The organism is Vibrio tapetis subsp. tapetis (genome assembly GCF_900233005.1).
Taxonomy (GTDB): domain Bacteria; phylum Pseudomonadota; class Gammaproteobacteria; order Enterobacterales; family Vibrionaceae; genus Vibrio; species Vibrio tapetis.
The window spans coordinates 3414451-3437323 of record NZ_LT960611.1 but is presented as its reverse complement, the minus strand read 5'-3'; the positions used below and the strand labels follow the sequence as shown (position 1 = coordinate 3437323).

The following is a 22873-nucleotide window of genomic DNA, read 5'->3' as shown; positions in this document are numbered from 1 at the left end:
ACCAACCAATTACCAAGTCTGGGTTGCTTTGAAGTCGTCAACAAGCGCTTTAAGCTTGGCTTCGATTTCGTCGTTGTAAGCACCCGTCGAGTTGATTTCAGATACGAAATCAGCATGTTGGCCGTGAGCAAACGATAGTAGTGCAGCTTCAAAGTCAGCAAGCTTGTTTAGCTCGATGTCTTGTAAGTAGCCACGCTCTGCCGCGAAGATAACCAACGCTTGGTCAAATACAGAGAATGGAGCGTATTGCTTTTGCTTCATTAGCTCAGTAACTTTTTGACCGTGGTCTAGTTGCTTCTTAGTTGTTTCGTCAAGATCAGACGAGAACTGAGCAAACGCTGCTAGTTCACGGTATTGAGCTAGAGCAGTACGGATACCACCAGATAGCTTCTTAACGATTTTCGTTTGCGCAGAACCACCTACACGAGATACTGAGATACCTGGGTCAACAGCTGGACGTACGCCTGCGTTGAATAGCTCAGTTTGTAGGAAGATCTGACCATCAGTAATCGAGATTACGTTCGTCGGTACGAATGCAGATACATCACCAGCTTGAGTTTCGATGATAGGTAGAGCGGTTAGAGAACCAGTTTTACCTTTCACTTCACCATTTGTGAATGCTTCTACGTACGCTTCGCTTACACGAGCAGCACGCTCTAGTAGACGAGAGTGGAGGTAGAATACGTCACCTGGGTATGCTTCACGACCTGGTGGACGCTTAAGCAATAGTGAAATCTGACGATACGCTACAGCTTGCTTAGATAGATCATCATAAACAATCAGTGCATCTTCACCGCGGTCACGGAAGTATTCACCCATCGCACAACCTGCATATGGCGCAAGGTATTGCAGCGCAGCAGATTCAGAAGCAGATGCTACAACAACAATGGTGTTTGCCAATGCGCCGTGCTCTTCTAGTTTGCGAACTACGTTAGCGATAGTCGATGCTTTCTGACCGATTGCTACGTAGATAGAGAAAATACCAGAATCACGTTGGTTAATGATTGAATCGATCGCCAGTGCTGTTTTACCAATCTGACGGTCACCGATGATCAGCTCACGCTGGCCACGGCCGATAGGAATCATTGAGTCAACCGCTTTGTAACCTGTTTGCACAGGTTGGTCTACCGATTTACGTGCGATAACGCCTGGTGCGATCACTTCAATAGGAGAAGATAATTTCGCTTCAATTGGGCCTTTACCATCAATTGGCTCACCTAGTGTGTTTACAACACGACCAAGCAATTCAGGACCAACTGGTACTTCAAGAATACGACCAGTACCTGTTACTTTCATGCCTTCCTTTAGGTTGGCATATGGGCCCATTACAACTGCACCAACCGAGTCACGCTCAAGGTTAAGTGCTAGTGCGTAATTGCCACCCGGTAATTCAATCATTTCACCTTGCATCACGTCCGCTAGGCCGTGAATGCGGATGATACCGTCGCTTACCGAAACGATAGTACCTTCGTTACGAGCTTCACTAACAACTTCGAAAGATTCGATACGTTGTTTGATTAGATCGCTAATTTCAGTGGAATTAAGTTGCATGCTCCAATCCCCATCAAGACTGCAAGGCATCGCTCAGGCGGTTCAATTGACCACGTGCTGAGTTATCGATGACAAGGTCTCCGGCTCGAATAATAACCCCACCAAGTAGGGTCTCATCTATACTGCAATTCAGCTTAACTTTGCGTTCAAGACGCTGCTCAAGTTTGCTGCCAATATCTGCTAGTTGCTCTGTCGAAAGTTCAGTTGCTGAAATAAGTTCAACATCCATCTCTTTCTCATGCTCTCGTTTGAGGGCATGGAACTCTATACAAACATCAGGAATAGCCTGTAATCGGCCATTCTCAGCCATCACTTTCAAAAAGTTCTGGCCATGTTCATCAAACTGTTCGCCACAAATTGCGATGAATATTTCAGCCATTTTATCGGCATTCAAAGAGCTCGTAAGCAATCCTTGAACATCATCGTTCTTCGTTACTTCGGTAGCAAAAGTTAACATTAGACTCCATTGGTCTAGTGTTTCCTTCTCAACCGCAAAATCAAATGCTGCTTTAGCATAGGGGCGTGCAATAGTAGTCAAGTCAGACATAAGCGCCCCCCGCTTTAAAGTTTTGCAGTAATGTTATCAAGAATATCTTTGTGCGCATCTTTATCGATTGAACGCTCAAGGATTTTCTCTGCACCAGCTAAAGCCAGAGTAGCAACTTGTTTGCGCAAGTCATCACGGGCACGGTTACGTTCAGCTTCAATTTCTGCTTCTGCTTGCGTTAGGATTTTCTGGCGTTCTGCCTGAGCTTCCTCGCGAGCTTCGTCAACAATTTGAGCTTTGCGTTTGTTGGCCTGTTCGATAACTTCAGTTGCTGTGCGCTTTGCTTCTTTCATTTGGTCAGAAGCATTGGCTTGTGCTAGATCCAAGTCTTTTGCAGCGCGTTCAGCGGCTACAAGTCCGTCAGCAATTTTCTTCTGACGTTCTTCGATCGCACCCATAATTGGCGGCCATACATATTTCATGCAGAACCACACAAACAGTGCGAACGAGATTGCTTGGCCCAGCAGAGTTGCGTTCATATTCACAACAGCTACCCCTCTATTTTATTCACCAACGAACTCAGCATTAAAAACACTTGCTCGCTCGCTAAAAACTATTGATTAACCAGCTAGTTGACCAACGAATGGGTTCGCGAAAGTAAATAGTAGAGCAATTACGATACCGATCATTGGAACCGCATCTAGTAGACCAGCGATGATGAACATCTTAACTTGTAGCATAGGAGCCATTTCTGGTTGACGTGCAGCACCTTCTAGGAATTTACCACCTAGGATTGCAAAGCCAATTGCAGTACCTACCGCACACAGGCCAACGATGATTGCTACTGCGATTGCTGAGAAGCTCAGTACAGTTTCCATTTACTATCTCCAAATATACTTTTGACTAATAAAAATTAAAAAATAAAAATTAATGATCACTGTCTTCGTGAGCCATCGACATATAAACAATCGTTAGCATCATAAACACGAAGGCCTGAATCGTAATGACCAAAATATGGAAAATTGCCCACGGAAGTGAACCCATCCATTGTAAATACCATGGTAACATTGCCGCACAAAGAATGAATACAACCTCACCAGCGAACATGTTACCGAATAAACGCATACCAAGTGATAGAGGTTTCGCGAGTAGCGATACCACTTCAATCAGTAGGTTAAACGGGATCATTGTCCAGTGATTAAAAGGGTGTAATGCAAGTTCTTTTGCAAAGCCACCTAGACCCTTTACTTTGATGCTGTAATAGATCATCAGAGCAAATACGCCTAGAGCCATAGCCATGGTGATATTGACATCAGCAGAAGGTACAACCTTAAGGTAAGGAATACCAAGCCAATGTTCTGCAGGGTAAGGTAAGAAGTCGATAGGAACTAAGTCCATCACGTTCATCAAAAGTACCCAGCAAAAGATAGTCAGTGCCAGAGGGGCAATCAATGGGTTGCGTCCATGGAACGTATCTTTGACGTTTTCCGCGACAAATTCTACGATCATTTCAACAGCACACTGAAGCTTACCTGGTACACCCGCTGTCGTTTTCCTTGCTACCTTGTAAAAAATTCCTAAGAAAATTAAACCAGTAAACCAAGAAAAAAACAGGCTATCTATATGTACGTTCCAGAAACTTGCTTCATCCGCAACCAAACCTAACTTAGCTAAAGAAAGGTTAGAAAGGTGGTGGGCAATGTAACCGGACGATGTTAGCGCTTCACCTGGCGCAGCCATAACTCATCCTATTTTTTGTTGTTAATGAATAGCGCTGGCGCAAAGATATTAATCCCTAATACCAGCAAATAGGTTAGTTTGAGGGGAACGAGTTCCACCTGCATATACATGTAGGCAACGGAGAAAAGTGCCACCGTGATGAGGATCTTAAGCGCTTCCCCTGCAAAGAACGATGCGGCCACCATTTTGGTAGCACGCGCTCCTACAAACAAAAAAGCGCAAAAAGCGAATACAGCATTAGCGAAAACAAATATGCTTCCTCCAATCAGCGCTGAAACTCCCCACTCACTATTAACAGCAAATGTAACACCTGCTGCCACTAATGTAACCGCGCCAGTTTCGATCATCAACAATCGCTTTGCAAGCTCTCGTCCTGGTCTAGCCAACGCAGCTACCATGTATTCGTACCTCTAATAATATCCACTCTGCACTACTTCTCTCTGTGCTGGGAAATTGGAAAAAATTATACGGTGAGTCTACCTGATTGCAATGAAAACACTGCAAAAAGTTACATCTTTGTTTACAAACCGACAACTTTTACTTAAAAACACAATTTTAGTCACAATTGACCTAAATCAATTATCTCATTTAGCGTTCTAGCATTGCAATGAGTTGCTCAAATTTGTGATGTTCATCAACACTTATCGTAACTTTGGTCTTTCCGTTTGCACCACGCTGTATGGAAACCTGAGAGCCTAGTTTGTCTGTTAGTCGTTTTGACAGAACTTGCACTTCCTGATCGACAGGTGCTTTTTCAACGTCAACCTGTGGTGATAAGTATTTTTTCACTAATTGTTCAGTTTTACGCACTGTTAACTGCTTGGCTACTACTTCTTTTGCAACCTCATATTGCAAATCAAGCCCAAGTGCTAATAATGCACGACCATGGCCCATATCTAACTTTTTTTCTGCTACAAATTGTTTCACGTTTGCTTCTAGTTGATTCAAACGCAAAAGATTTGATACCGCAACTCTAGATTTACCGATTGCTTCAGCCACTTGTTGATGAGTGAGTTGGAACTCATTTTGAAGTCGTTCTAGTGCTTGTGCTTCTTCGATTGCGTTTAAGTCTTCGCGCTGGATGTTTTCGATCAGTGCCATTGCGATAGCCGCTTTGTCTGTGACCTTTTTAATCAAACATGGGACAAGTTTTAATCCCGCTTGTTTTGCCGCACGCCAGCGACGCTCACCAGCAATAATTTCAAAGTGGGTCTCGCTCACTTGGCGAACCACGATAGGCTGTATAACACCTTGAGAGCTAATTGATGATGCTAATTCAGTAAGAGCTTCTGGCTCCATTTCCTTTCTTGGCTGATAAACGCCAGTCTGCAGGTTATGAACGGAAATATCTTTTAATTCACCTTCCGTTGACAAAGATTGACTATGAGAGATGGTTTGCTGTTTTTCACGAGCCACTGAACTGGTCGCAAGCAACGCATCGAGGCCTTTACCTAAGCCGCGTTTAGACATGGGTCTATCCTTATATCGGAAACGAAATGAATTATGCAGGAATCTCTTCACGGCGAAGTATTTCGCCTGCGAGTGCTAAATACGCTTTAGCTCCCGTCGAGTATTTGTCGTAGTACATAGCGGGTTTGCCATGACTCGGCGCTTCAGCCAAACGTACATTGCGTGGAATAACAGTACGATACACTTTATCACCAAAGTGCAGTTTAAGCTGATCAGATACATCGTTTGATAAACGATTTCGCGGATCATACATGGTGCGAAGCAAACCTTCTATTTTTAGGTTTTCATTCACAACCGCTGCAAGTTTACTGATGGTATCCATCAATGCAGTCAGCCCCTCTAATGCAAAATATTCACACTGCATGGGCACAAGTACTGAGTCCGATGCAGCCATCGCATTGATAGTCAGTAGGTTTAATGACGGTGGACAATCAATAAAAATATAATCGTAATGATCAACAACAGAGGCTAAAGCATTTTTTAGGCGCACTTCTCGTGCAAACACTTCCATTAATTTGATTTCTGCTGCCGTCACATCACCGTTAGCGGCAATTAAATCATAACCACCACTGGTTTTTTTACAAACCACTTCAGAAAAAGGCGTATCTTCAACCAATAGATCATAAGCCGTAGCATCGACTTGATATTTATCGACGCCACTAGCCATGGTTGCATTACCTTGTGGGTCAAGATCGATCACCAACACTTTTCGTTTTGTAGCCGCCATAGAGGCCGCCAAATTCACACAGGTAGTCGTCTTACCGACACCACCCTTCTGATTAGCAATTGATATGATTCTTCCCACGTTAACCTCGGTTATTTATCCTTGCGCACTAAGGTTACAAGATGTCGTTCACCTTCGAGCTCAGGAACTTTCAAAGCTTTGATGTTAGTCACAGAACACCAACTCGGTAGTTGATCCAACTCGGTATCTGGACGCATTCCTTTTAGTGCCAAAAATACCCCGCTTTTTGCTTTAGGTAAATGGTGACACCACTCTACCATATCAACAACCGAAGCAAATGCGCGACTCAAAACTGCATCAAAGCCTTCTTCAACATGAAAGTCTTCAACTCTGCTCTGTACAGGAGTAACGTTTGAAATACCGAGTTCGTGCACAACTTGCTTAATAAAACGAATACGCTTACCAAGGCTATCAAGTAACGTAAAACGCTTATCAGGATTCATGATTGCGAGTGGGATACCCGGTAAACCAGGGCCCGTACCAACATCAATAAAATCTTCACCAGGTAAGTAAGGACTTACCACTATGCTATCAAGTATATGTTTAACGACCATTTCTTGAGGATCGCGAACCGACGTTAAATTATAAGCTTTATTCCACTTGTTTAACATTTCAACGTAACCAACCAGTTGATCTCGTTGATGATCATTGACTTCTAGATCGGTCTGATCAATCAACTGATCAAGTTTAAGGCGTAAAGCGCTCATATTATAAGTCTCCCTTTTTCAGCTGACCTTTTTTCTTTAAATGCACCAAGATGATTGAAATTGCTGCCGGTGTAATACCTGAAATTCTAGAAGCAATTCCTACCGTTTCTGGTTTCGCTTGATCGAGTTTTGCAACGACTTCATTCGATAAGCCACTGACTTGAGAATAATCGGTATCAGTAGGAATCTGGGTGTTTTCGTGACGTAATGATTTTTCAATCTCATCTTGCTGACGCTGAATATAACCTTCATATTTTACTTGTATTTCAACTTGTTCAGCCGCTTGTTTGTCTTCGATACTTGGGGTAAATGCCTCAAGACCGGTCAACAAAGAATAATTCATTTCTGGACGACGCAATAAGTCTTCACCGCTGGCTTCACGAGACATAGGTGTTTTTAATAGTTCATTAAGCTTATCAATGCCTTCTGATTTTGGATTCATCCAAGTATCTTTCAGACGCTGACGTTCTTTTTCAATGCTCTCGACTTTTTCATTGAAGCGAGCCCAACGAGCTTCATCGACCAATCCGAGTTCGTGGCCTTTTTCGGTCAAACGTAAATCCGCATTGTCTTCTCGTAGTAACAAACGATATTCGGCACGAGAAGTGAACATTCGATAAGGTTCTTTGGTTCCCATGGTCGACAGATCGTCGATCAATACGCCCATGTAAGCTTGGTCGCGACGAGGGTTCCATCCGTCTTTACCTTGGGTATATAAACTGGCGTTCAATCCAGCCATTAAACCTTGTGCTGCGGCTTCTTCATAGCCAGTAGTGCCATTAATTTGGCCCGCAAAAAACAAACCATGAATATACTTATTTTCATAAGTTTGCTTTAAGTCTCTTGGATCGAAGAAATCGTATTCAATGGCGTAACCTGGACGAACAATATGCGCATTTTCAAACCCTTTCATAGAACGAACGATTTGAACCTGTACATCAAATGGCAAACTTGTAGAAATACCATTTGGGTATAATTCATGTGTTGTTAAGCCTTCTGGTTCAACAAATATTTGGTGGCTGTTTTTGTCGGCAAAGCGCATGACTTTGTCTTCAATTGACGGACAGTACCGAGGCCCAATTCCTTCAATAACACCCGCATACATTGGACTACGATCCAAGTTTGCACGGATCACATCATGTGTTTGCTCATTGGTGTGAGTAATAAAACATGGGATCTGACGTGGTTGCTGGCTTCTATTTCCCATAAATGAGAAAACAGGGGTTGGATTATCACCATGCTGAGGTTCTAAAACAGAGAAGTCGACACTTCTAGCATCAATTCTCGGTGGAGTACCTGTTTTAAGTCTGTCCACACGCAATGGCAGTTCTCTGAGGCGATCGGCTAAAGCGATCGAAGGAGGATCGCCTGCACGACCTCCAGAGCTGCTTTCCATTCCAATATGGATCTTTCCACCAAGGAACGTTCCTACGGTTAATACCACAGCTTGAGCGCGGAATTTGAGGCCCATTTGAGTTACAACACCAACCACATGATCATTTTCTACAATAAGATCGTCAACTGATTGTTGAAATAGGGTTAGATTCGGTTGGTTCTCGAGAAAGTTACGCACAAATGATTTGTAAAGTGCACGATCGGCTTGAGCGCGAGTGGCACGAACCGCAGGCCCTTTTGATGCGTTAAGAGTGCGAAATTGAATACCAGAATGATCAATCGCTTGAGCCATTAACCCACCTAGAGCATCAACTTCTTTTACTAAATGTCCTTTGCCGATGCCACCAATTGCTGGGTTACAAGACATTTGACCTAAAGTATCGATGTTATGAGTGAGTAACAAGGTACGTTGACCTGTTCTTGCTGATGCGAGTGCGGCTTCCGTTCCTGCATGTCCGCCACCAACTACGATGACATCAAAATTTTCGTGATAAAGCATGGACCGACCTCAGGTATTCAAATGTTTGATGAGCTTTTCAAAAGGAGCGCTATTCTACCTTCTTTGGCTTCATGTGAAAACGATTTTGGATCAAGTGGTATTTCTTTACTATATGTAGGATCTGTATATAGATCTTTTATTAGATCTATTATTAAGGAAGCACGATCTTGTGGATAACTGGAAAATGATCAATAAGATCATTAAGTTTGAGACGATCATTTCTTGTGATCTTGATCTGATCATCACGAGGATTAGCTGGGATCAAAATGGCTACTTATGCACAGGCGATCGTAAGTCTAGATCTTATTCTTTGGATAACTATAGGTTAATAACGGGATAGTTATATGTTTATCCACAGATTTGTTGGTCAATTAATCACCAGTTGAACAATTAATTTTTGCTTTTCTTTGTCTCATACAAAAAAAAGAGCACCGATAAGGTGCTCTTGAGTGTCTATATTCTTTAAATTAGAAGGATGTTATTACTTCTTTTAGCCATATTTCAGCGGCATCTTCAGGTACTGGAGTGGTTAATACGTCTATCTCGCAAGGTTCACATACCTCACTGGTACCGATATCTTTAAGCAGTTCACGAGCGTGTTTTCCTGCTTCACAAAAGGTGTCGTAACTGGAATCACCTAAAGCAACAATTGCGAACCTAACGTCGGTCATTTTTGGTGGTGTTGCTTGAATTGCAGCGATGAAAGGCTTGATATTATCAGGGTAATCACCTGCACCATGGGTCGATGTGACGACTAACCAAGTGCCTTGGGTCGGGATATCACTAAGTACGGGCTGATTATAGATAGTCGTTTCATGTCCGGCCTGTTGCAGTAAATCACTGAGGTGATCACCAACGTATTCAGCGCCACCAAGGGTACTTCCTGTAATTATGTGGATCATTGTTCGTTCCTATAAGTACAGATGGCAGCACTAAATTGCCATCATCGTATTATTTACCAATACAAAATGATGAGAAAATGCGGCCTAATAAATCATCAGAGCTAAATTCACCGGTAATTTCATTTAGGTGTTGTTGAGCGATTCTCAACTCTTCAGCCAGTATTTCACCGGCCATATAGCTTTCCAATTGTTGCTGTCCGATATCCAGATGCTCGGCGGCGTGAGAGAGCGAGTCAAGGTGTCGTCTTCGAGCCATAAAACCACCTTCCTGATTCCCCGAGAAGCCCATGATTTCCTTAAGGTGGGTTCGTAGTGCGTCTACACCTTGCCCCGTTTTTGCTGAAAGACGAATCAGAGTAGGATCGTTTACATGACAGATCCCTAAGCTTTCATCGGTTTGATCTGCTTTGTTGCGGATCACTGTAATACCGATCTTTTTAGGCAGTCGATCGACAAACTCTGGCCAAATATCAGCTGGATTTGTTGCGTTCGTTGTGGTGCCGTCAACCATAAATAAAACACGATCGGCTTGGGCAATTTCTTCCCATGCACGCTCAATACCTATTTTTTCGACTTCATCTGACGCCTCACGTAGGCCTGCGGTATCAATAATATGCAAAGGCATACCGTCTATATGAATGTGCTCACGTAATACGTCTCGGGTTGTACCGGCGATATCAGTAACAATGGCTGACTCTTTACCCGATAATGCGTTCAATAGACTGGATTTACCCGCGTTAGGTCGTCCTGCAATCACGACTTTCATGCCTTCACGCATGATGGAGCCTTGGTTGGCTTCTTTACGAACTTCCCCGAGGTTGTTGATGATGGTTTGTAAGTCATTACTTACTTTACCATCAGCAAGAAAGTCGATTTCTTCTTCTGGAAAGTCTATCGCCGCTTCAACATAGATGCGTAGATGTATCAGAGATTCCACCAGCGTATTAATCCGCTTAGAGAACTGGCCTTGTAACGACTGTAGCGCTGACTTCGCGGCTTCTTCTGAACTCGCATCAATAAGGTCAGCAATCGCTTCTGCTTGTGTTAGATCCATCTTATCGTTTAAGAAAGCGCGTTCAGAGAACTCCCCTGGACGTGCCGGGCGAACACCAGAAATAGTTAGGATGCGTTTGATTAGCATATCCATGACAACTGGGCCACCGTGCCCTTGTAATTCTAGGACATCTTCCCCGGTAAACGAGTGTGGGTTAGGGAAGTACAAAGCAATGCCTTGATCCAGCTCTGTGCCACTTTCATCGGTAAAAGGAAGGTATTCAGCATAACGAGGTTTAAGGCTCTTGCCTGTTACCTCAAGCGCTACTTGAGCGGCTTTTGGGCCAGATACTCGAATAATCCCCACGCCGCCTCGACCTGGAGCCGTAGCTTGAGCAACAATAGTGTCTGTTGTCATAAATAGTGCCTAGTTAGTTTGGTTGCTGGTTTTATAGCAAAGATGAAGCTGTCATTGTTGGCAATTGTAATCAGCGAAAAACAAAAAGGCGACCAAAAGGTCGCCTTTGTTGAACATTAATTAGTCTTACTTAGTATGTAAGCCTTTCTTTTCCAGTGCTCGATAAATCAGAGTTTGCTGGATAAGCGTTACGATGTTCGATACTAGCCAGTAAAGTACTAGACCAGATGGGAACCATAGGAAGAAGAAGGTAAACATAACCGGCATAAAGGTCATGATCTTCTGCTGCATTGGATCCGTAACTGTCGTTGGGCTCATTTTTTGAATTAAGAACATACTCGCACCCATCAATAGAGGCAGGATGTAGTATGGGTCTTGTGCTGACAAGTCATTAATCCAAAGGAAGAATGGCGAGTGACGCAATTCAACAGATTCCATTAACGCCCAGTACAGGGAGATGAAAATTGGCATCTGTAGCAAGATAGGTAAACAGCCACCAAGCGGGTTCACTTTCTCTTTCTTATACAGCTCCATCATCTCTTGGCTCATACGCTGACGGTCATCACCAATACGCTCACGCATAGCAGTAAGTTTCGGTTGCAGCATACGCATTTTAGCCATTGAGGTGTATTGCGCTTTCGTTAGTGGGTACATAGCACCACGAACGATAAACGTCAGTACCATGATGGCGATACCCCAGTTAGAAACAAAGCTTTGAATGAACGACAACAAGCTATGCAGTGGTTTTGCGATAAACCACAACCAACCGTAATCCACTACTAGGTCAAGGTTGTCTGCAACTTCAGCCATGTCGTTTTGAAGCTTAGGACCAACCCACAATGTTGCGTGGAAGTTAGCTTCGCCACCGTCTGCAATGGTTTTGTTTGGCATACGTACGCCAATGTCGCCTAGGTTGCCGATGACACGAGTGTAAAGGCTTGTGCCTGGCTCTTCACGAGGGATCCATGCACTTGCAAAATAGTGCTGTAGCATTGCCGCCCAACCTTTGCCATCTGGCAGGCTAAGAGACAAGTTACGATCTTGCATATCGTCGAAGCTGTACTTTTTGTAACGCACGTCTTCAGTAGAATATGCACCACCACGATAAGTTGGCATTGCTAAGTTGCCGCCAGCATCCATCAAGTTTTGACGAAGGTGAGCGTACATACCTAGTGTTGCGTTGTTGCCTGATTTGTTGACAACATCGTATTCAACGTCAATCGCGTAACTGCCGCGCTTGAATACGAATGTTTTTACGTATTCAAGGCCGTTTGCTGCGTAAGTAAATGGAATACGAAGTTCATCTTGCCCATCAGCCAAAGTGTAAGCTTTATTCGCTACTTGGTAAGCTGGGCGATTTGAACTGCTTAAATCGATACCTTGAGGACCAACTAAACCACTTTGAGCGATATAGCTATGACCTTGAGTATTTTTAAGCAATACAAATGAATCTTCTGAGTCAAGTTCAGCGTCGTATTGAGTCAGCTTAGCTGAAACAACATCACCGCCAAAAGTGTCAATAGACAGATCTAAGACATCAGTATTGATGCTAATGAGCTGAGCTGAAGGCGAACTTGATTGTGGTGCCGGATCTGCCAAGTCATCAGCAAAAGATGGCGCAGGAAGGGTACTGCTATTTTGAACCTGTTGAGTGCTTTGTGGCGCAGGGTTCTTTTCTACTTGCCATTGTTGGTACAGCAAGAAAGAAACCATAGCTAAAGCAAGCAGCAGGATATTACGTTGAGAATCCATCGTTAATTATCTCTGTCTTGTTTTTGGACTGGTGGGACGGGGTCATATCCCCCATCACTCAAAGGATGGCATTTTAATAGACGTTTGCCTGATAGCCAACATCCTTTTGCAAAACCGTGAGCTTTCAACGCTTCTAAGGCATATTGAGAGCAAGTCGGTGTAAAACGGCAACGTGGTCCTAATAAAGGACTAATTATCCATTGGTAGAGTTTAACCAATCCAATGGCTAACCACGCGAAGGGCGAGACAGGCGATGCCATAATTTTTCTAGAAGCTTATACATTTCATCATTGCTTAAATCCTGCGCGCTTTTTTTCGCAATAACAACAAAATCTTTGTTAGGAAGTTGATGCTGAATGTTTCGAAAGCTTTCTCGGGTTAAACGTTTGAAGCGATTTCGACCTACGGCGGTTTTAATCTGCTTTTTAGGAACGGCTAAGCCAAGACGAGGATGAGAAAGAGTGTTCTTTCTAGCTATTATGGTGAAATGAGGTGAGCCTGCTCGATGAGCTTGCTGGAAGACATTTTGATAATGCTCGGGAGTTAACAAACGTAACTCCCGAGAAAAGGCTAGCTTATTCAAAATAATCAGAGATTATTTTGAAAGGCGCTTACGGCCTTTAGCACGACGTGCATTGATTGTTGCGCGACCGTTCTTAGTTGCCATGCGAGCACGGAAGCCGTGGCTACGCTTGCGCTTTAGAACTGAAGGTTGAAAAGTGCGTTTAGACATGGTTATTACCTTTACTGATCAGTAGTGTTTAGGTTTCTGTTAAACCCGGCGTGGGATTCTTATTACAGGCGATTATCTATATAGAAAGCGCGCGTAAAATCCGACGCCTCTCAACAAAGAGGCGGAATTGTAATCACTGACTCGCAAAGAGTCAATAATTGGTCTAACTAAAATTCCGGTCGACGAATTATACGGTTTGTAATCCAGAGCGCAAGGATCCTTCACCGATCGCTGTGAGTTTTCAGTGGATTTCAGGTGATAAAGCTGTGGAAGAATCTATAAAACAATAAGTTGTAATTAGAACTCTATGGTAAAAAAATTGTTGGAGATATAAGTAAATAAAGGTCTGTGGCGTAAAGTTAAGATAAAAAGCAATATCGAGCCTTGCAAAAATTACCTGTGGACAAAAAAAATGAAATTATTTTTTATTGTGTGGATTTTTCGATCCCTTTGGTGATTACAGGGCTAGGTCGAGGAAAAAGATCGTCTCAATCTATCAATATTGTGAGTAAATTTGGGGACAACGATGTAGATCTTGCTTATTCAAGTCGATAAATTGTGAATAACTTCGATCTTATTCACTGGATCTGCGATCATTTGCTGGCGATCTGCGATTCAGGGCGCTAGAATTAGCGACCTTTTCCAAAATAACTTAGTCAGAGTGAGGGCACCGTGTCATCTTCGCTATGGTTGCAATGTTTGCAACAGCTTCAAGAAGAGTTATCCGTCACCGAGTTCAATACTTGGATTCGACCGCTTAAAGCGGAGCTCAATGACAATACCCTTACTTTATTTGCACCGAATCGATTTGTACTCGATTGGGTACGCGACAAGTATTTTGATAAAATTAACCGCTTGTTGCAGCAGTTTTGTGGCAACGATATCCCTAGCTTACGCTTCGAGGTTGGCACATCAACAATATCTGCGCCTGTACGTCCTACACGCTCACCGGCTGATGTTGCTGCAGAGTCTTCAGCGCCAGCTCGTATGCAAGCCCGCAAACCCGTGCCGGTACATAAAACCTGGGATGACGAATCTGAAGTGGTGAATATTAGTCATCGCTCGAACGTTAACCCTAAGCATATGTTCCATAACTTTGTTGAAGGTAAATCGAATCAGCTCGGTTTGGCCGCGGCGCGTCAGGTTTCTGATAATCCGGGTACAGCATACAACCCACTCTTTTTATATGGCGGAACAGGTTTAGGTAAAACTCACCTATTGCATGCTGTTGGCAATGCAATTGTTGATAACAAACCGAATGCCAAAGTGGTGTATATGCATTCTGAGCGTTTTGTTCAGGATATGGTTAAAGCGCTACAAAATAATGCGATTGAAGAATTTAAGCGCTATTACCGAAGTGTTGATGCACTGTTGATCGATGATATTCAATTTTTTGCCAATAAAGAGCGCTCTCAAGAAGAGTTCTTCCATACCTTTAATGCGTTATTGGAAGGCAATCAACAGATCATTCTAACTTCAGATCGATACCCAAAAGAGATCAACGGCGTAGAAGATCGCTTAAAATCTCGATTTGGCTGGGGTCTAACTGTCGCGATTGAACCACCAGAGCTTGAAACTCGAGTGGCGATTTTGATGAAAAAAGCAGAAGATCACCAGATACACTTGGCAGATGAAGTGGCGTTCTTTATTGCAAAACGCTTGCGTTCAAATGTTCGTGAGCTCGAAGGTGCATTAAACCGCGTGATAGCGAATGCTAACTTCACGGGTCGCCCAATCACAATAGACTTCGTTCGTGAAGCGTTGCGTGATCTGCTAGCGCTGCAAGAAAAACTGGTCACTATCGACAACATTCAAAAGACGGTAGCGGAATATTATAAAATAAAGATGGCTGATTTGCTGTCTAAACGCCGCTCTCGTTCGGTCACTCGCCCAAGGCAGCTTGCAATGGCACTGTCTAAAGAGTTAACAAACCACAGCTTGCCAGAAATTGGCGATGCTTTTGGTGGTCGTGACCATACTACGGTGCTGCATGCTTGTCGTAAGATACAGCAGCTTCGTGAAGAGAGTCATGATATAAAAGAAGACTATTCTAACCTGATCCGCACCCTTTCATCGTAAGGGAACAAAAGAGACAAAAATGAAATTTACCATTGAACGTAGCCATTTAATCAAACCATTACAGCAAGTGTCTGGCGCACTTGGTGGCCGGCCAACATTGCCTATTTTGGGGAATTTGCTGCTCAAGGTAGAAGACAACACATTATCGATGACTGCAACTGACCTTGAGGTCGAGTTGGTAAGCCGAGTGGCACTCGAAGGTGACTTTGAAGCGGGTAGTATTACTGTTCCATCGCGTAAATTCTTAGATATTTGTCGCGGTTTACCTGATGCTGCGGTCATCACCGTTGTATTAGACGCAGACCGTATTCAACTGCGCTCCGGTCGTAGCCGTTTTTCTTTGGCAACATTACCGGCAAGTGACTTTCCTAATATCGAAGACTGGCAAGATGACGTAGCGTTATCTCTGTCTCAAGGTGACCTACGCAGTTTAGTAGAAAAAACTCAATTCTCGATGGCGAATCAAGATGTTCGCTATTACTTAAATGGCATGCTATTTGAGGTTGACGGTACTACGCTTCGTTCTGTTGCAACAGATGGTCACCGTATGGCGGTATCTCAAACGACCCTGGTGGGTGAGTTTGAAAATAAGCAAATCATCGTGCCACGCAAAGGCGTGCAAGAGTTGGTTAAGTTACTCGATGCTCCCGAGCAAGAAGTAACATTGCAGATAGGCAGTTCAAATATTCGTGCTGAAGTAAATAATTTCACCTTTACTTCTAAGCTAGTTGACGGCCGTTTCCCAGATTATCGACGCGTAATGCCACAAAGTAGTAACAAGACACTAGAAGCAAGCTGTGACGAATTACGTCAAGCATTTTCTCGTGCTGCTATTTTATCGAATGAAAAATTCCGTGGCGTGCGAGTTAATTTTGATGGCAGTGAAATGCGCATCACAGCCAATAACCCTGAGCAAGAAGAAGCCGAAGAAGTTTTGGATGTGTCTTATCAAGGTGATGCACTCGAAATCGGCTTTAATGTTAGCTATGTGTTGGATGTGTTGAACACACTTCGTTGCGATCAAGTACGTATATCGATGTCTGATGCAAACGCTAGTGCATTAGTTGAAAATGCTCAAGATGACAGTGCCATGTATGTCGTAATGCCAATTCGTTTGTAATAGGCTGGCTTAATGCCTCTTACTCGACTAATCATTCAGCAATTTCGTAATATTAAAGCCTGTGATATTGAATTGTCACCAGGCTTTAATTTTCTTATCGGCCCCAATGGCAGTGGCAAAACCAGTGTGTTAGAAGCCATCTACTTGCTTGGTCATGGCCGCTCCTTTAAAAGCTCACTAACAGGTCGAGTCATACAAAATGACTGCAGCGAGCTGTTTGTACATGGCCGTTTTTTGAACTCGGATCAATTTGAGCTACCAATTGGCATAAATAAACAGCGTGATGGCTCAACAGAGGTTAAAATAGGCGGTCAATCTGGGCAGAAGCTTGCTCAGTTGGCACAAGTATTACCTTTGCAATTGATTCACCCCGAAGGCTTTGATTTACTCACCGATGGGCCAAAACACCGCCGAGCATTTATCGATTGGGGGGTGTTTCATACTGAGCCTCAGTTTTATGAAATCTGGGGTCGGTTGAAGCGATTAAATAAGCAAAGAAATGCATTATTGAAAACGGCCACCAGCTATCGAGAACTCAGTTACTGGGATCAAGAATTAGCCGAATTAGCCGAAAAAATCAGTGCATGGCGTAAGGAATACATAGAACAAGTTCGCCAAGTTGCTGAAGAAATTTGTCAGTCATTTTTGCCTGAGTTTGATATCCAGCTGAATTACTATCGTGGGTGGGATAAAAGCACGCCGTATAGCGATATATTACGCGATAATTTTGAACGTGATCAGCAGCTCGGGTATACCTTTAGTGGGCCAAACAAAGCCGATTTAAAGATAAAAATATCGGGAACCCCGGTAGAAGATGTGTTGTCTAGAGGTCAGTTAAAACTGATGGTTTGTGCCCTTCGGGTAGCACAAGGGCAACACTTAACGCAACAAACAGGTAAGCAATGCATCTACTTAATAGATGACTTTGCATCTGAATTAGATAGTCAACGTCGCCAACGTCTTGCAGATTGCTTGCAGCAGACGGGGGCACAAGTTTTTGTGAGTTCTATTACCGCCAGCCAAGTTGCAGATATGCATGATGAAAATGGCAAGATGTTTCATGTGGAACATGGCACAATAGAGCAAGGATAAATAGTCAGAGAGTAACTCATGTCTGAAAATTACGATTCATCGAGTATTAAAGTACTGAAGGGTCTGGATGCAGTACGAAAGCGTCCAGGTATGTACATCGGCGACACTGATGATGGCACCGGTTTACACCACATGGTTTTTGAGGTGGTGGATAACTCAATTGATGAAGCGTTAGCAGGTCACTGTAATGACATCATTGTGACTATTCATGAGGATAACTCCGTATCGGTAAGCGATGACGGCCGTGGTATCCCAACAGAAATTCACCCTGAAGAGGGCGTATCTGCTGCAGAAGTTATCATGACGGTGCTTCATGCCGGTGGTAAGTTCGATGATAACTCATACAAGGTTTCTGGTGGTTTGCACGGTGTAGGTGTTTCTGTTGTAAATGCCCTATCTAAGCAAGTGGATCTAACGATTCACCGTCAAGGCTCTACGCATCAGCAAACTTATCGTCATGGTGAACCAGATGCGCCACTTGGTGCGACTGGCGATACTGAAAAAACGGGTACTATTATTCGTTTTTGGCCAAGTGAAGAGACGTTTACTAACGTACATTTCCATTACGAAATTCTCGCAAAACGTTTACGCGAGCTATCATTCTTAAATTCAGGCGTATCAATCAAACTGATTGATGAGCGTGAAGAAGACAAGATGGACCACTTCTGTTACGAAGGTGGTACACAGGCATTTGTTGATTACCTCAACACCAACAAAACACCAATCATCCAAAAAGTTTTCCACTTTGATTATGAGCGTGAAGACGGCATTTCTGTTGAAGTGGCAATGCAGTGGAACGATGGTTACCAAGAGAACATCTTCTGCTTCACTAACAACATCCCTCAACGAGATGGTGGTACTCACCTTGCTGGTTTCCGTGCAGCACTAACGCGTACGTTAAACAGCTTCATGGATAAAGAAGGCTACTCGAAAAAAGCGAAAGCGGCGACATCAGGTGATGATGCTCGTGAAGGCTTAACCGCGATTGTTTCGGTTAAAGTGCCTGATCCTAAGTTCTCAAGCCAAACTAAAGACAAGCTGGTTTCATCTGAAGTTAAATCTGCGGTTGAATCTGCGATGGGTGAAAAACTGTCTGAGTTCCTAATTGAGAACCCAAGTGAAGCTAAGATCGTTTGTAGCAAAATCATTGATGCAGCACGAGCTCGTGATGCAGCGCGTAAAGCGCGTGAGATGACTCGTCGTAAAGGCGCTCTCGATTTAGCTGGCCTGCCAGGTAAACTTGCAGACTGCCAAGAAAAAGACCCTGCACAATCTGAACTATATATAGTGGAAGGGGACTCTGCTGGCGGCTCAGCCAAGCAGGGGCGTAACCGTAAAAACCAAGCGATTTTGCCACTGAAAGGTAAAATTCTAAACGTAGAAAAAGCACGTTTCGACAAGATGTTGTCTTCTCAAGAAGTGGCAACGCTTATTACTGCATTAGGTTGTGGTATCGGTCGTGATGAGTACAACCCGGATAAATTGCGTTACCACAACATCATCATCATGACCGATGCCGATGTCGATGGTTCGCACATTCGTACGCTACTATTGACCTTCTTCTACCGTCAAATGCCAGAGCTTATTGAGCGTGGCTACATCTACATCGCTCAGCCACCACTTTACAAAGTGAAGAAAGGTAAGCAAGAGCAATACATTAAAGATGAAGACGCGATGAGCCAATACCAAGTTTCATTGGCGCTAGATAACGCATCGTTGCACGTAAATGCTGAAGCACCAGCTTTCTCTGGTGAAGCTCTAGAGAAATTGGTACAGCAGTATAACGCGGGTATTAAGTTAGTTGATCGTATGAGTCGTCGTTATCCTCGCGCGCTGATCCACGAGCTGATTTACACACCTCGTATTAAGATGGAACAGTGCCACGATGCTTCGGCAGTAGAAGCTTGGGGTCAACAATTAGTGACTCAGCTTAACGCTAAAGAAGAAGGCGCGAGTCAATACAGCCTAGAGATCGAACAGCATGCTGAAATGGGTATTAGCTTACCTAAGATTGTTGTTCGTACTCATGGTGTGACGCACGAATATCTATTAAGCATCGATTTAATCAATTCGAAAGAGTTCGCTAAGTTAGCGGATCTTTCAGAAGCACTAGATGGCTTGATTGAAGAGGGTGCTTACATTAAACGTGGCGAGCGTACTTTGCCTGTTACTACCTTTGTTGAAGCATTGAACTGGTTAATTAAAGAATCACGTCGTGGTCTTAGCCTACAGCGCTACAAAGGACTGGGTGAGATGAACCCGGATCAATTGTGGGAAACAACAATGGATCCAGAGACTCGTCGTATGCTACAAGTGACGATCGACGATGCAGTTGGTGCGGATCAGCTGTTCACCACACTAATGGGTGATCACGTAGAACCTCGTCGTAACTTCATTGAAGAAAATGCGTTGAAGGTAGCTAACCTAGACGTGTAGTGCTTCGGTGCTACCAAGTAATAAAGAAACGCTGCCTTCGGGTGGCGTTTTTTTTTCATTCTCCCCTTGAACTTCATTTCCCCCATCCCTATATCTAGTTATGAAGAGGATGCCGATAGGGCCTCTTAACCGCTTGTCCAACGAAGGAAAGCACAAAACTTAACTCAATCAGTCACTGTGTCTGAGCGTAATTGAACGATCAATTATCAGCAGAACAGTATGCTGACCCCCTTAGCTAACTTAGCAGCTAAGGCTATTGCTTATTAAAGGATAGTATTATGCGTAATGTAGATTTCACTCCCCTATACCGTAACGCCATTGGTTTTGACCGTTTGTTAAACCTGATGGAAACCAACAATGCCAAGAACACGTCTGGCAGCTACCCTCCGTACAACATTGAGCAAAAAGATGAAAATAACTACCGTATTACTATGGCGGTGGCAGGTTTTGCTGATGAACAACTCGATATCACTCAAAAAGAGAACATGTTGATTGTACGTGGAGAGCGTCAAGCTGAAGAAGGTAAGAATTACGTCTATCAAGGCATCGCAGAGCGTGACTTTGAGCGTAAATTCCAACTCGCTGACTACGTAACAGTGGTCGGAGCGACAATGGAAAATGGCCTACTGCACGTTGACTTAGAGCGTGAAATTCCTGAAGCGATGAAAGCACGTAAAATAGCCATCAATGGCAAAAACCTCATCGACAGCGAATAACCACAACTCGTTCGTTCATCCGTTGTAACGAAACGTCGTTAAACAGGCAAAAAAAGAGCAAAAGCGTCGCTTTTGCTCTTATCATTTCTAGCCTCTAGCCTCTAGCCTCTAGCCTCTAGCCTCTAGCCTCTAGCCTTCGGCGTACGCTTTAGCCACTTCTTCTGCAATCACAGCAATGCCTTTTTGCATCGCTTCATCATCTTGTACGTAGTTCATGCGCAGGCATTGATGAGCATGATCCCACTCATCTTCTTGGCCAATAAAGAAATACTCGCCTGGAACAATCAATACACCACGATCTTTAAGGCGCTTATACAGTTCCATGGTAGTAATGGGCAGTTCATCAAACCATAGCCATAAGAAGATAGCACCTTCAGGTTTATGGATACGGAAGCGCTCATCAGGTATCGCTTTTTGTAGTAATTCCACCGCTCTTAATGACTTTTGTTGATAAAAAGGCTTAATAACATCACTGCTTAAACGGAGTAAGTCGTCAGACTCAATCATATGATTAGCAATTGCAGGGCCAATACTACCTGGCGCTAAGCTGATAATGCCATTCATGTTAGCAAGGGCTTGGGTCACTTCTTCATTGGCGATAACAATACCGCAGCGCACACCAGGTAAACCCAGTTTAGATAAGCTCATGCATAGAATGGTATTGTCATTCCAAAAAGGCGTTACCTCCTCAAATATGATGTTTGGGAAGGGGGTACCATAGGCATTATCAATGATAAGTGGGATGTTGTTTTCTCGAGCCAGTTTATCTAGCTTTTGAATTTCTTCATCAGTCAGTACATTACCTGTTGGGTTCGTAGGACGTGAGGCACAAATAGCCGCGACAGAGTCATCCACTGTTAGCTGTTCGAAGTCGACGTGGTATTTGAACTGACGGTTATCCAGCATTTCTATCTCTGGGTGATAAGAGATGAAAATATTGTCGTCAATACCTGCGTCGCCATAGCCTATGTATTCGGGCGCTAATGGCAATAAAATTTTCTTATGAGAACCATCTTGTTGTTGGCCGGCAAACAGATTAAATAGATAGAAAAAACCACTTTGACTACCATTGGTTAGGCTAATGTTTTTTTCAGAAATATCCCAGCCATAGGTTTGCTTTAATAGGACAGCTAGATTTTTAACAAAGGTGTCTTTACCTTGTGGCCCATCATAATTCGCCATGGCGGCGATAAGCTCACCATTATCGAGCATCTCTTTACTGGCTTGATTAAAATATTCGAGCATGGCTGGAATTGCGGCAGGGTTGCCGCCACCGAGCATGATGGCACCGGGAGTGCGTAGACCTTCGTTAAGGTCGTCCATCAATTGTGTGATTCCAGAGTAGCGATTGAATTTTTCACCAAATTTAGAGAATTGCATTGCTCGATTACCTAATTATTATTTATGTGTCATATTCCAGTGTAGATGCTGGTTTTGTTGGATTAATCAACATACCGCAATGTTTTTGCGAGGCATAGAAGAAATTGTATTTATCCTATTTACATTCAAGTGTCTAACGTGAAAAGGGCTTGCTGGATTAGATCCTGATCGACTTAACAGATTAATGCCTGAGCAAGACTAAGTATTAGACTTTATATCCACTGAATATACACTTTGTGTCTTATATTAATAAAAGTAATGGATATAGTGTGAAAATTACACCCCTATTAACGTTGGCATTAGTTTTGGCTGGTTGCAGTAGTAATGATTACCAGGTTGTTAAACCGTTTGCTTCTTCAGAAGACATAGAAATGGTACAGCAGCAATTTGCTGAAGTAGAAAATTTAGATGTATCTGATGACGGTTATATAAGTTATTACACATGGAATGAAGAAGGTTTTCGTTGGAATACGTCTGCGATAAAGAAAATGAGTAACGAGTGGGCGTGCAATGAGATGATTGAATACTTACAGCATGGTTTTGTTATTAAGATAGGTTTTAAAGGAAAGGGTGGTCGAGAGGAGCATTTTGACCTGAATCGATGCACGAACAATACCGATGAAACCAACGAGAACAAAGTCGACGGGTAAGTGGCCGT

Annotated in this window: 23 protein-coding genes; 6 read left to right on the top strand and 17 right to left on the bottom strand. The window is 43.4% G+C overall.

Translation table 11 applies throughout. The annotated features are described in order from the left end of the window. Positions 1–9: 9 nt before the first annotated feature. The 16 genes from atpA to rpmH form a co-directional block, all read right to left on the bottom strand. The gene (gene atpA, locus VTAP4600_RS15440; RefSeq protein ID WP_102523600.1) at positions 10–1551 is read right to left on the bottom strand and encodes a F0F1 ATP synthase subunit alpha; all 1542 of its coding nucleotides are present in this window, start codon (positions 1549–1551) and stop codon (positions 10–12) included. A 13-nt stretch (positions 1552–1564) separates the two neighbouring features. Then, a complete protein-coding gene (gene atpH / locus VTAP4600_RS15435) occupies positions 1565–2098 on the bottom strand; it encodes a F0F1 ATP synthase subunit delta (RefSeq protein ID WP_102523599.1) in 534 nt (177 codons plus the stop codon). A gap of 14 nt (positions 2099–2112) precedes the next feature. Beyond that, entirely contained in the window at positions 2113–2583 is a 471-nt protein-coding gene (gene atpF, locus VTAP4600_RS15430) for a F0F1 ATP synthase subunit B (protein WP_102523598.1), read from the bottom strand. 75 nt (positions 2584–2658) lie between these two features. Further along, entirely contained in the window at positions 2659–2916 is a 258-nt protein-coding gene (atpE, locus tag VTAP4600_RS15425) for a F0F1 ATP synthase subunit C (RefSeq protein WP_004411110.1), read from the bottom strand. 49 nt (positions 2917–2965) lie between these two features. Then, on the bottom strand, positions 2966–3778 hold the full coding sequence (gene atpB / locus VTAP4600_RS15420) for a F0F1 ATP synthase subunit A (protein WP_102523597.1): 813 nt from the start codon (positions 3776–3778) through the stop codon (positions 2966–2968). Between the two features lie 8 nt (positions 3779–3786). Then, positions 3787–4176 (bottom strand): F0F1 ATP synthase subunit I, encoded by a 390-nt coding sequence (locus tag VTAP4600_RS15415; protein ID WP_102523596.1) that lies wholly within the window; start codon positions 4174–4176, stop codon positions 3787–3789. Between the two features lie 190 nt (positions 4177–4366). Next, positions 4367–5248 (bottom strand): ParB/RepB/Spo0J family partition protein, encoded by an 882-nt coding sequence (locus VTAP4600_RS15410; protein ID WP_102523595.1) that lies wholly within the window; start codon positions 5246–5248, stop codon positions 4367–4369. Positions 5249–5279: 31 nt separating this feature from the next. Further along, complete coding sequence (locus tag VTAP4600_RS15405) at positions 5280–6053, bottom strand: ParA family protein (protein ID WP_102523594.1); 774 nt, start codon at positions 6051–6053, stop codon at positions 5280–5282. Positions 6054–6064: 11 nt separating this feature from the next. Next, positions 6065–6700, bottom strand: a complete 636-nt coding sequence (rsmG, locus tag VTAP4600_RS15400; RefSeq protein WP_102523593.1) for a 16S rRNA (guanine(527)-N(7))-methyltransferase RsmG — start codon at positions 6698–6700, stop codon at positions 6065–6067. A gap of 1 nt (position 6701) precedes the next feature. Continuing rightward, positions 6702–8594 carry a tRNA uridine-5-carboxymethylaminomethyl(34) synthesis enzyme MnmG gene (gene mnmG, locus VTAP4600_RS15395; RefSeq protein ID WP_102523592.1) on the bottom strand — a complete coding sequence of 631 codons (1893 nt, stop codon included), beginning with the start codon at positions 8592–8594 and terminating at the stop codon, positions 6702–6704. Positions 8595–9061: 467 nt separating this feature from the next. Next, positions 9062–9496, bottom strand: coding sequence for an FMN-binding protein MioC (mioC, locus tag VTAP4600_RS15390; RefSeq protein WP_102523591.1), 435 nt, complete (start codon positions 9494–9496; stop codon positions 9062–9064). Positions 9497–9545: 49 nt separating this feature from the next. Further along, on the bottom strand, positions 9546–10907 hold the full coding sequence (gene mnmE / locus VTAP4600_RS15385) for a tRNA uridine-5-carboxymethylaminomethyl(34) synthesis GTPase MnmE (RefSeq protein WP_102523590.1): 1362 nt from the start codon (positions 10905–10907) through the stop codon (positions 9546–9548). Positions 10908–11033: 126 nt separating this feature from the next. Continuing rightward, complete coding sequence (yidC, locus tag VTAP4600_RS15380) at positions 11034–12659, bottom strand: membrane protein insertase YidC (RefSeq protein ID WP_102523589.1); 1626 nt, start codon at positions 12657–12659, stop codon at positions 11034–11036. 2 nt (positions 12660–12661) lie between these two features. Continuing rightward, positions 12662–12919, bottom strand: coding sequence for a membrane protein insertion efficiency factor YidD (gene yidD / locus VTAP4600_RS15375; protein WP_102523588.1), 258 nt, complete (start codon positions 12917–12919; stop codon positions 12662–12664). Then, positions 12886–13209 carry a ribonuclease P protein component gene (gene rnpA, locus VTAP4600_RS15370; RefSeq protein ID WP_231897815.1) on the bottom strand — a complete coding sequence of 108 codons (324 nt, stop codon included), beginning with the start codon at positions 13207–13209 and terminating at the stop codon, positions 12886–12888. The genes yidD and rnpA overlap by 34 nt, the downstream gene beginning before the upstream one ends. Before the next feature lie 45 nt (positions 13210–13254). Further along, positions 13255–13392 (bottom strand): 50S ribosomal protein L34, encoded by a 138-nt coding sequence (rpmH, locus tag VTAP4600_RS15365; protein ID WP_102523586.1) that lies wholly within the window; start codon positions 13390–13392, stop codon positions 13255–13257. 672 nt (positions 13393–14064) lie between these two features. Between rpmH and dnaA the strand changes: the two genes are divergently transcribed. The 5 genes from dnaA to VTAP4600_RS15340 all read left to right on the top strand — a co-directional run bounded on the left by dnaA (position 14065) and on the right by VTAP4600_RS15340 (position 20835). Next, positions 14065–15471, top strand: a complete 1407-nt coding sequence (gene dnaA, locus VTAP4600_RS15360; protein WP_102523585.1) for a chromosomal replication initiator protein DnaA — start codon at positions 14065–14067, stop codon at positions 15469–15471. Between the two features lie 19 nt (positions 15472–15490). Then, positions 15491–16591: a DNA polymerase III subunit beta gene (dnaN, locus tag VTAP4600_RS15355; protein WP_102523584.1), complete on the top strand. Its 1101-nt coding sequence runs from the start codon at positions 15491–15493 to the stop codon at positions 16589–16591. Positions 16592–16603: 12 nt separating this feature from the next. Then, positions 16604–17683, top strand: a complete 1080-nt coding sequence (gene recF / locus VTAP4600_RS15350; RefSeq protein ID WP_102523583.1) for a DNA replication/repair protein RecF — start codon at positions 16604–16606, stop codon at positions 17681–17683. 18 nt (positions 17684–17701) lie between these two features. Further along, positions 17702–20119, top strand: a complete 2418-nt coding sequence (gene gyrB / locus VTAP4600_RS15345; RefSeq protein WP_102523582.1) for a DNA topoisomerase (ATP-hydrolyzing) subunit B — start codon at positions 17702–17704, stop codon at positions 20117–20119. A gap of 278 nt (positions 20120–20397) precedes the next feature. Beyond that, entirely contained in the window at positions 20398–20835 is a 438-nt protein-coding gene (locus VTAP4600_RS15340; RefSeq protein WP_102523581.1) for an Hsp20 family protein, read from the top strand. A gap of 129 nt (positions 20836–20964) precedes the next feature. On the opposite strand, the gene VTAP4600_RS15335 is transcribed toward VTAP4600_RS15340, so the two are convergent. Beyond that, positions 20965–22215, bottom strand: coding sequence for a valine--pyruvate transaminase (locus VTAP4600_RS15335; RefSeq protein ID WP_102523580.1), 1251 nt, complete (start codon positions 22213–22215; stop codon positions 20965–20967). A gap of 269 nt (positions 22216–22484) precedes the next feature. Between VTAP4600_RS15335 and VTAP4600_RS15330 the strand changes: the two genes are divergently transcribed. Beyond that, positions 22485–22865 carry a hypothetical protein gene (locus VTAP4600_RS15330; protein WP_231897814.1) on the top strand — a complete coding sequence of 127 codons (381 nt, stop codon included), beginning with the start codon at positions 22485–22487 and terminating at the stop codon, positions 22863–22865. The last annotated feature ends 8 nt before the right edge of the window (positions 22866–22873 follow it).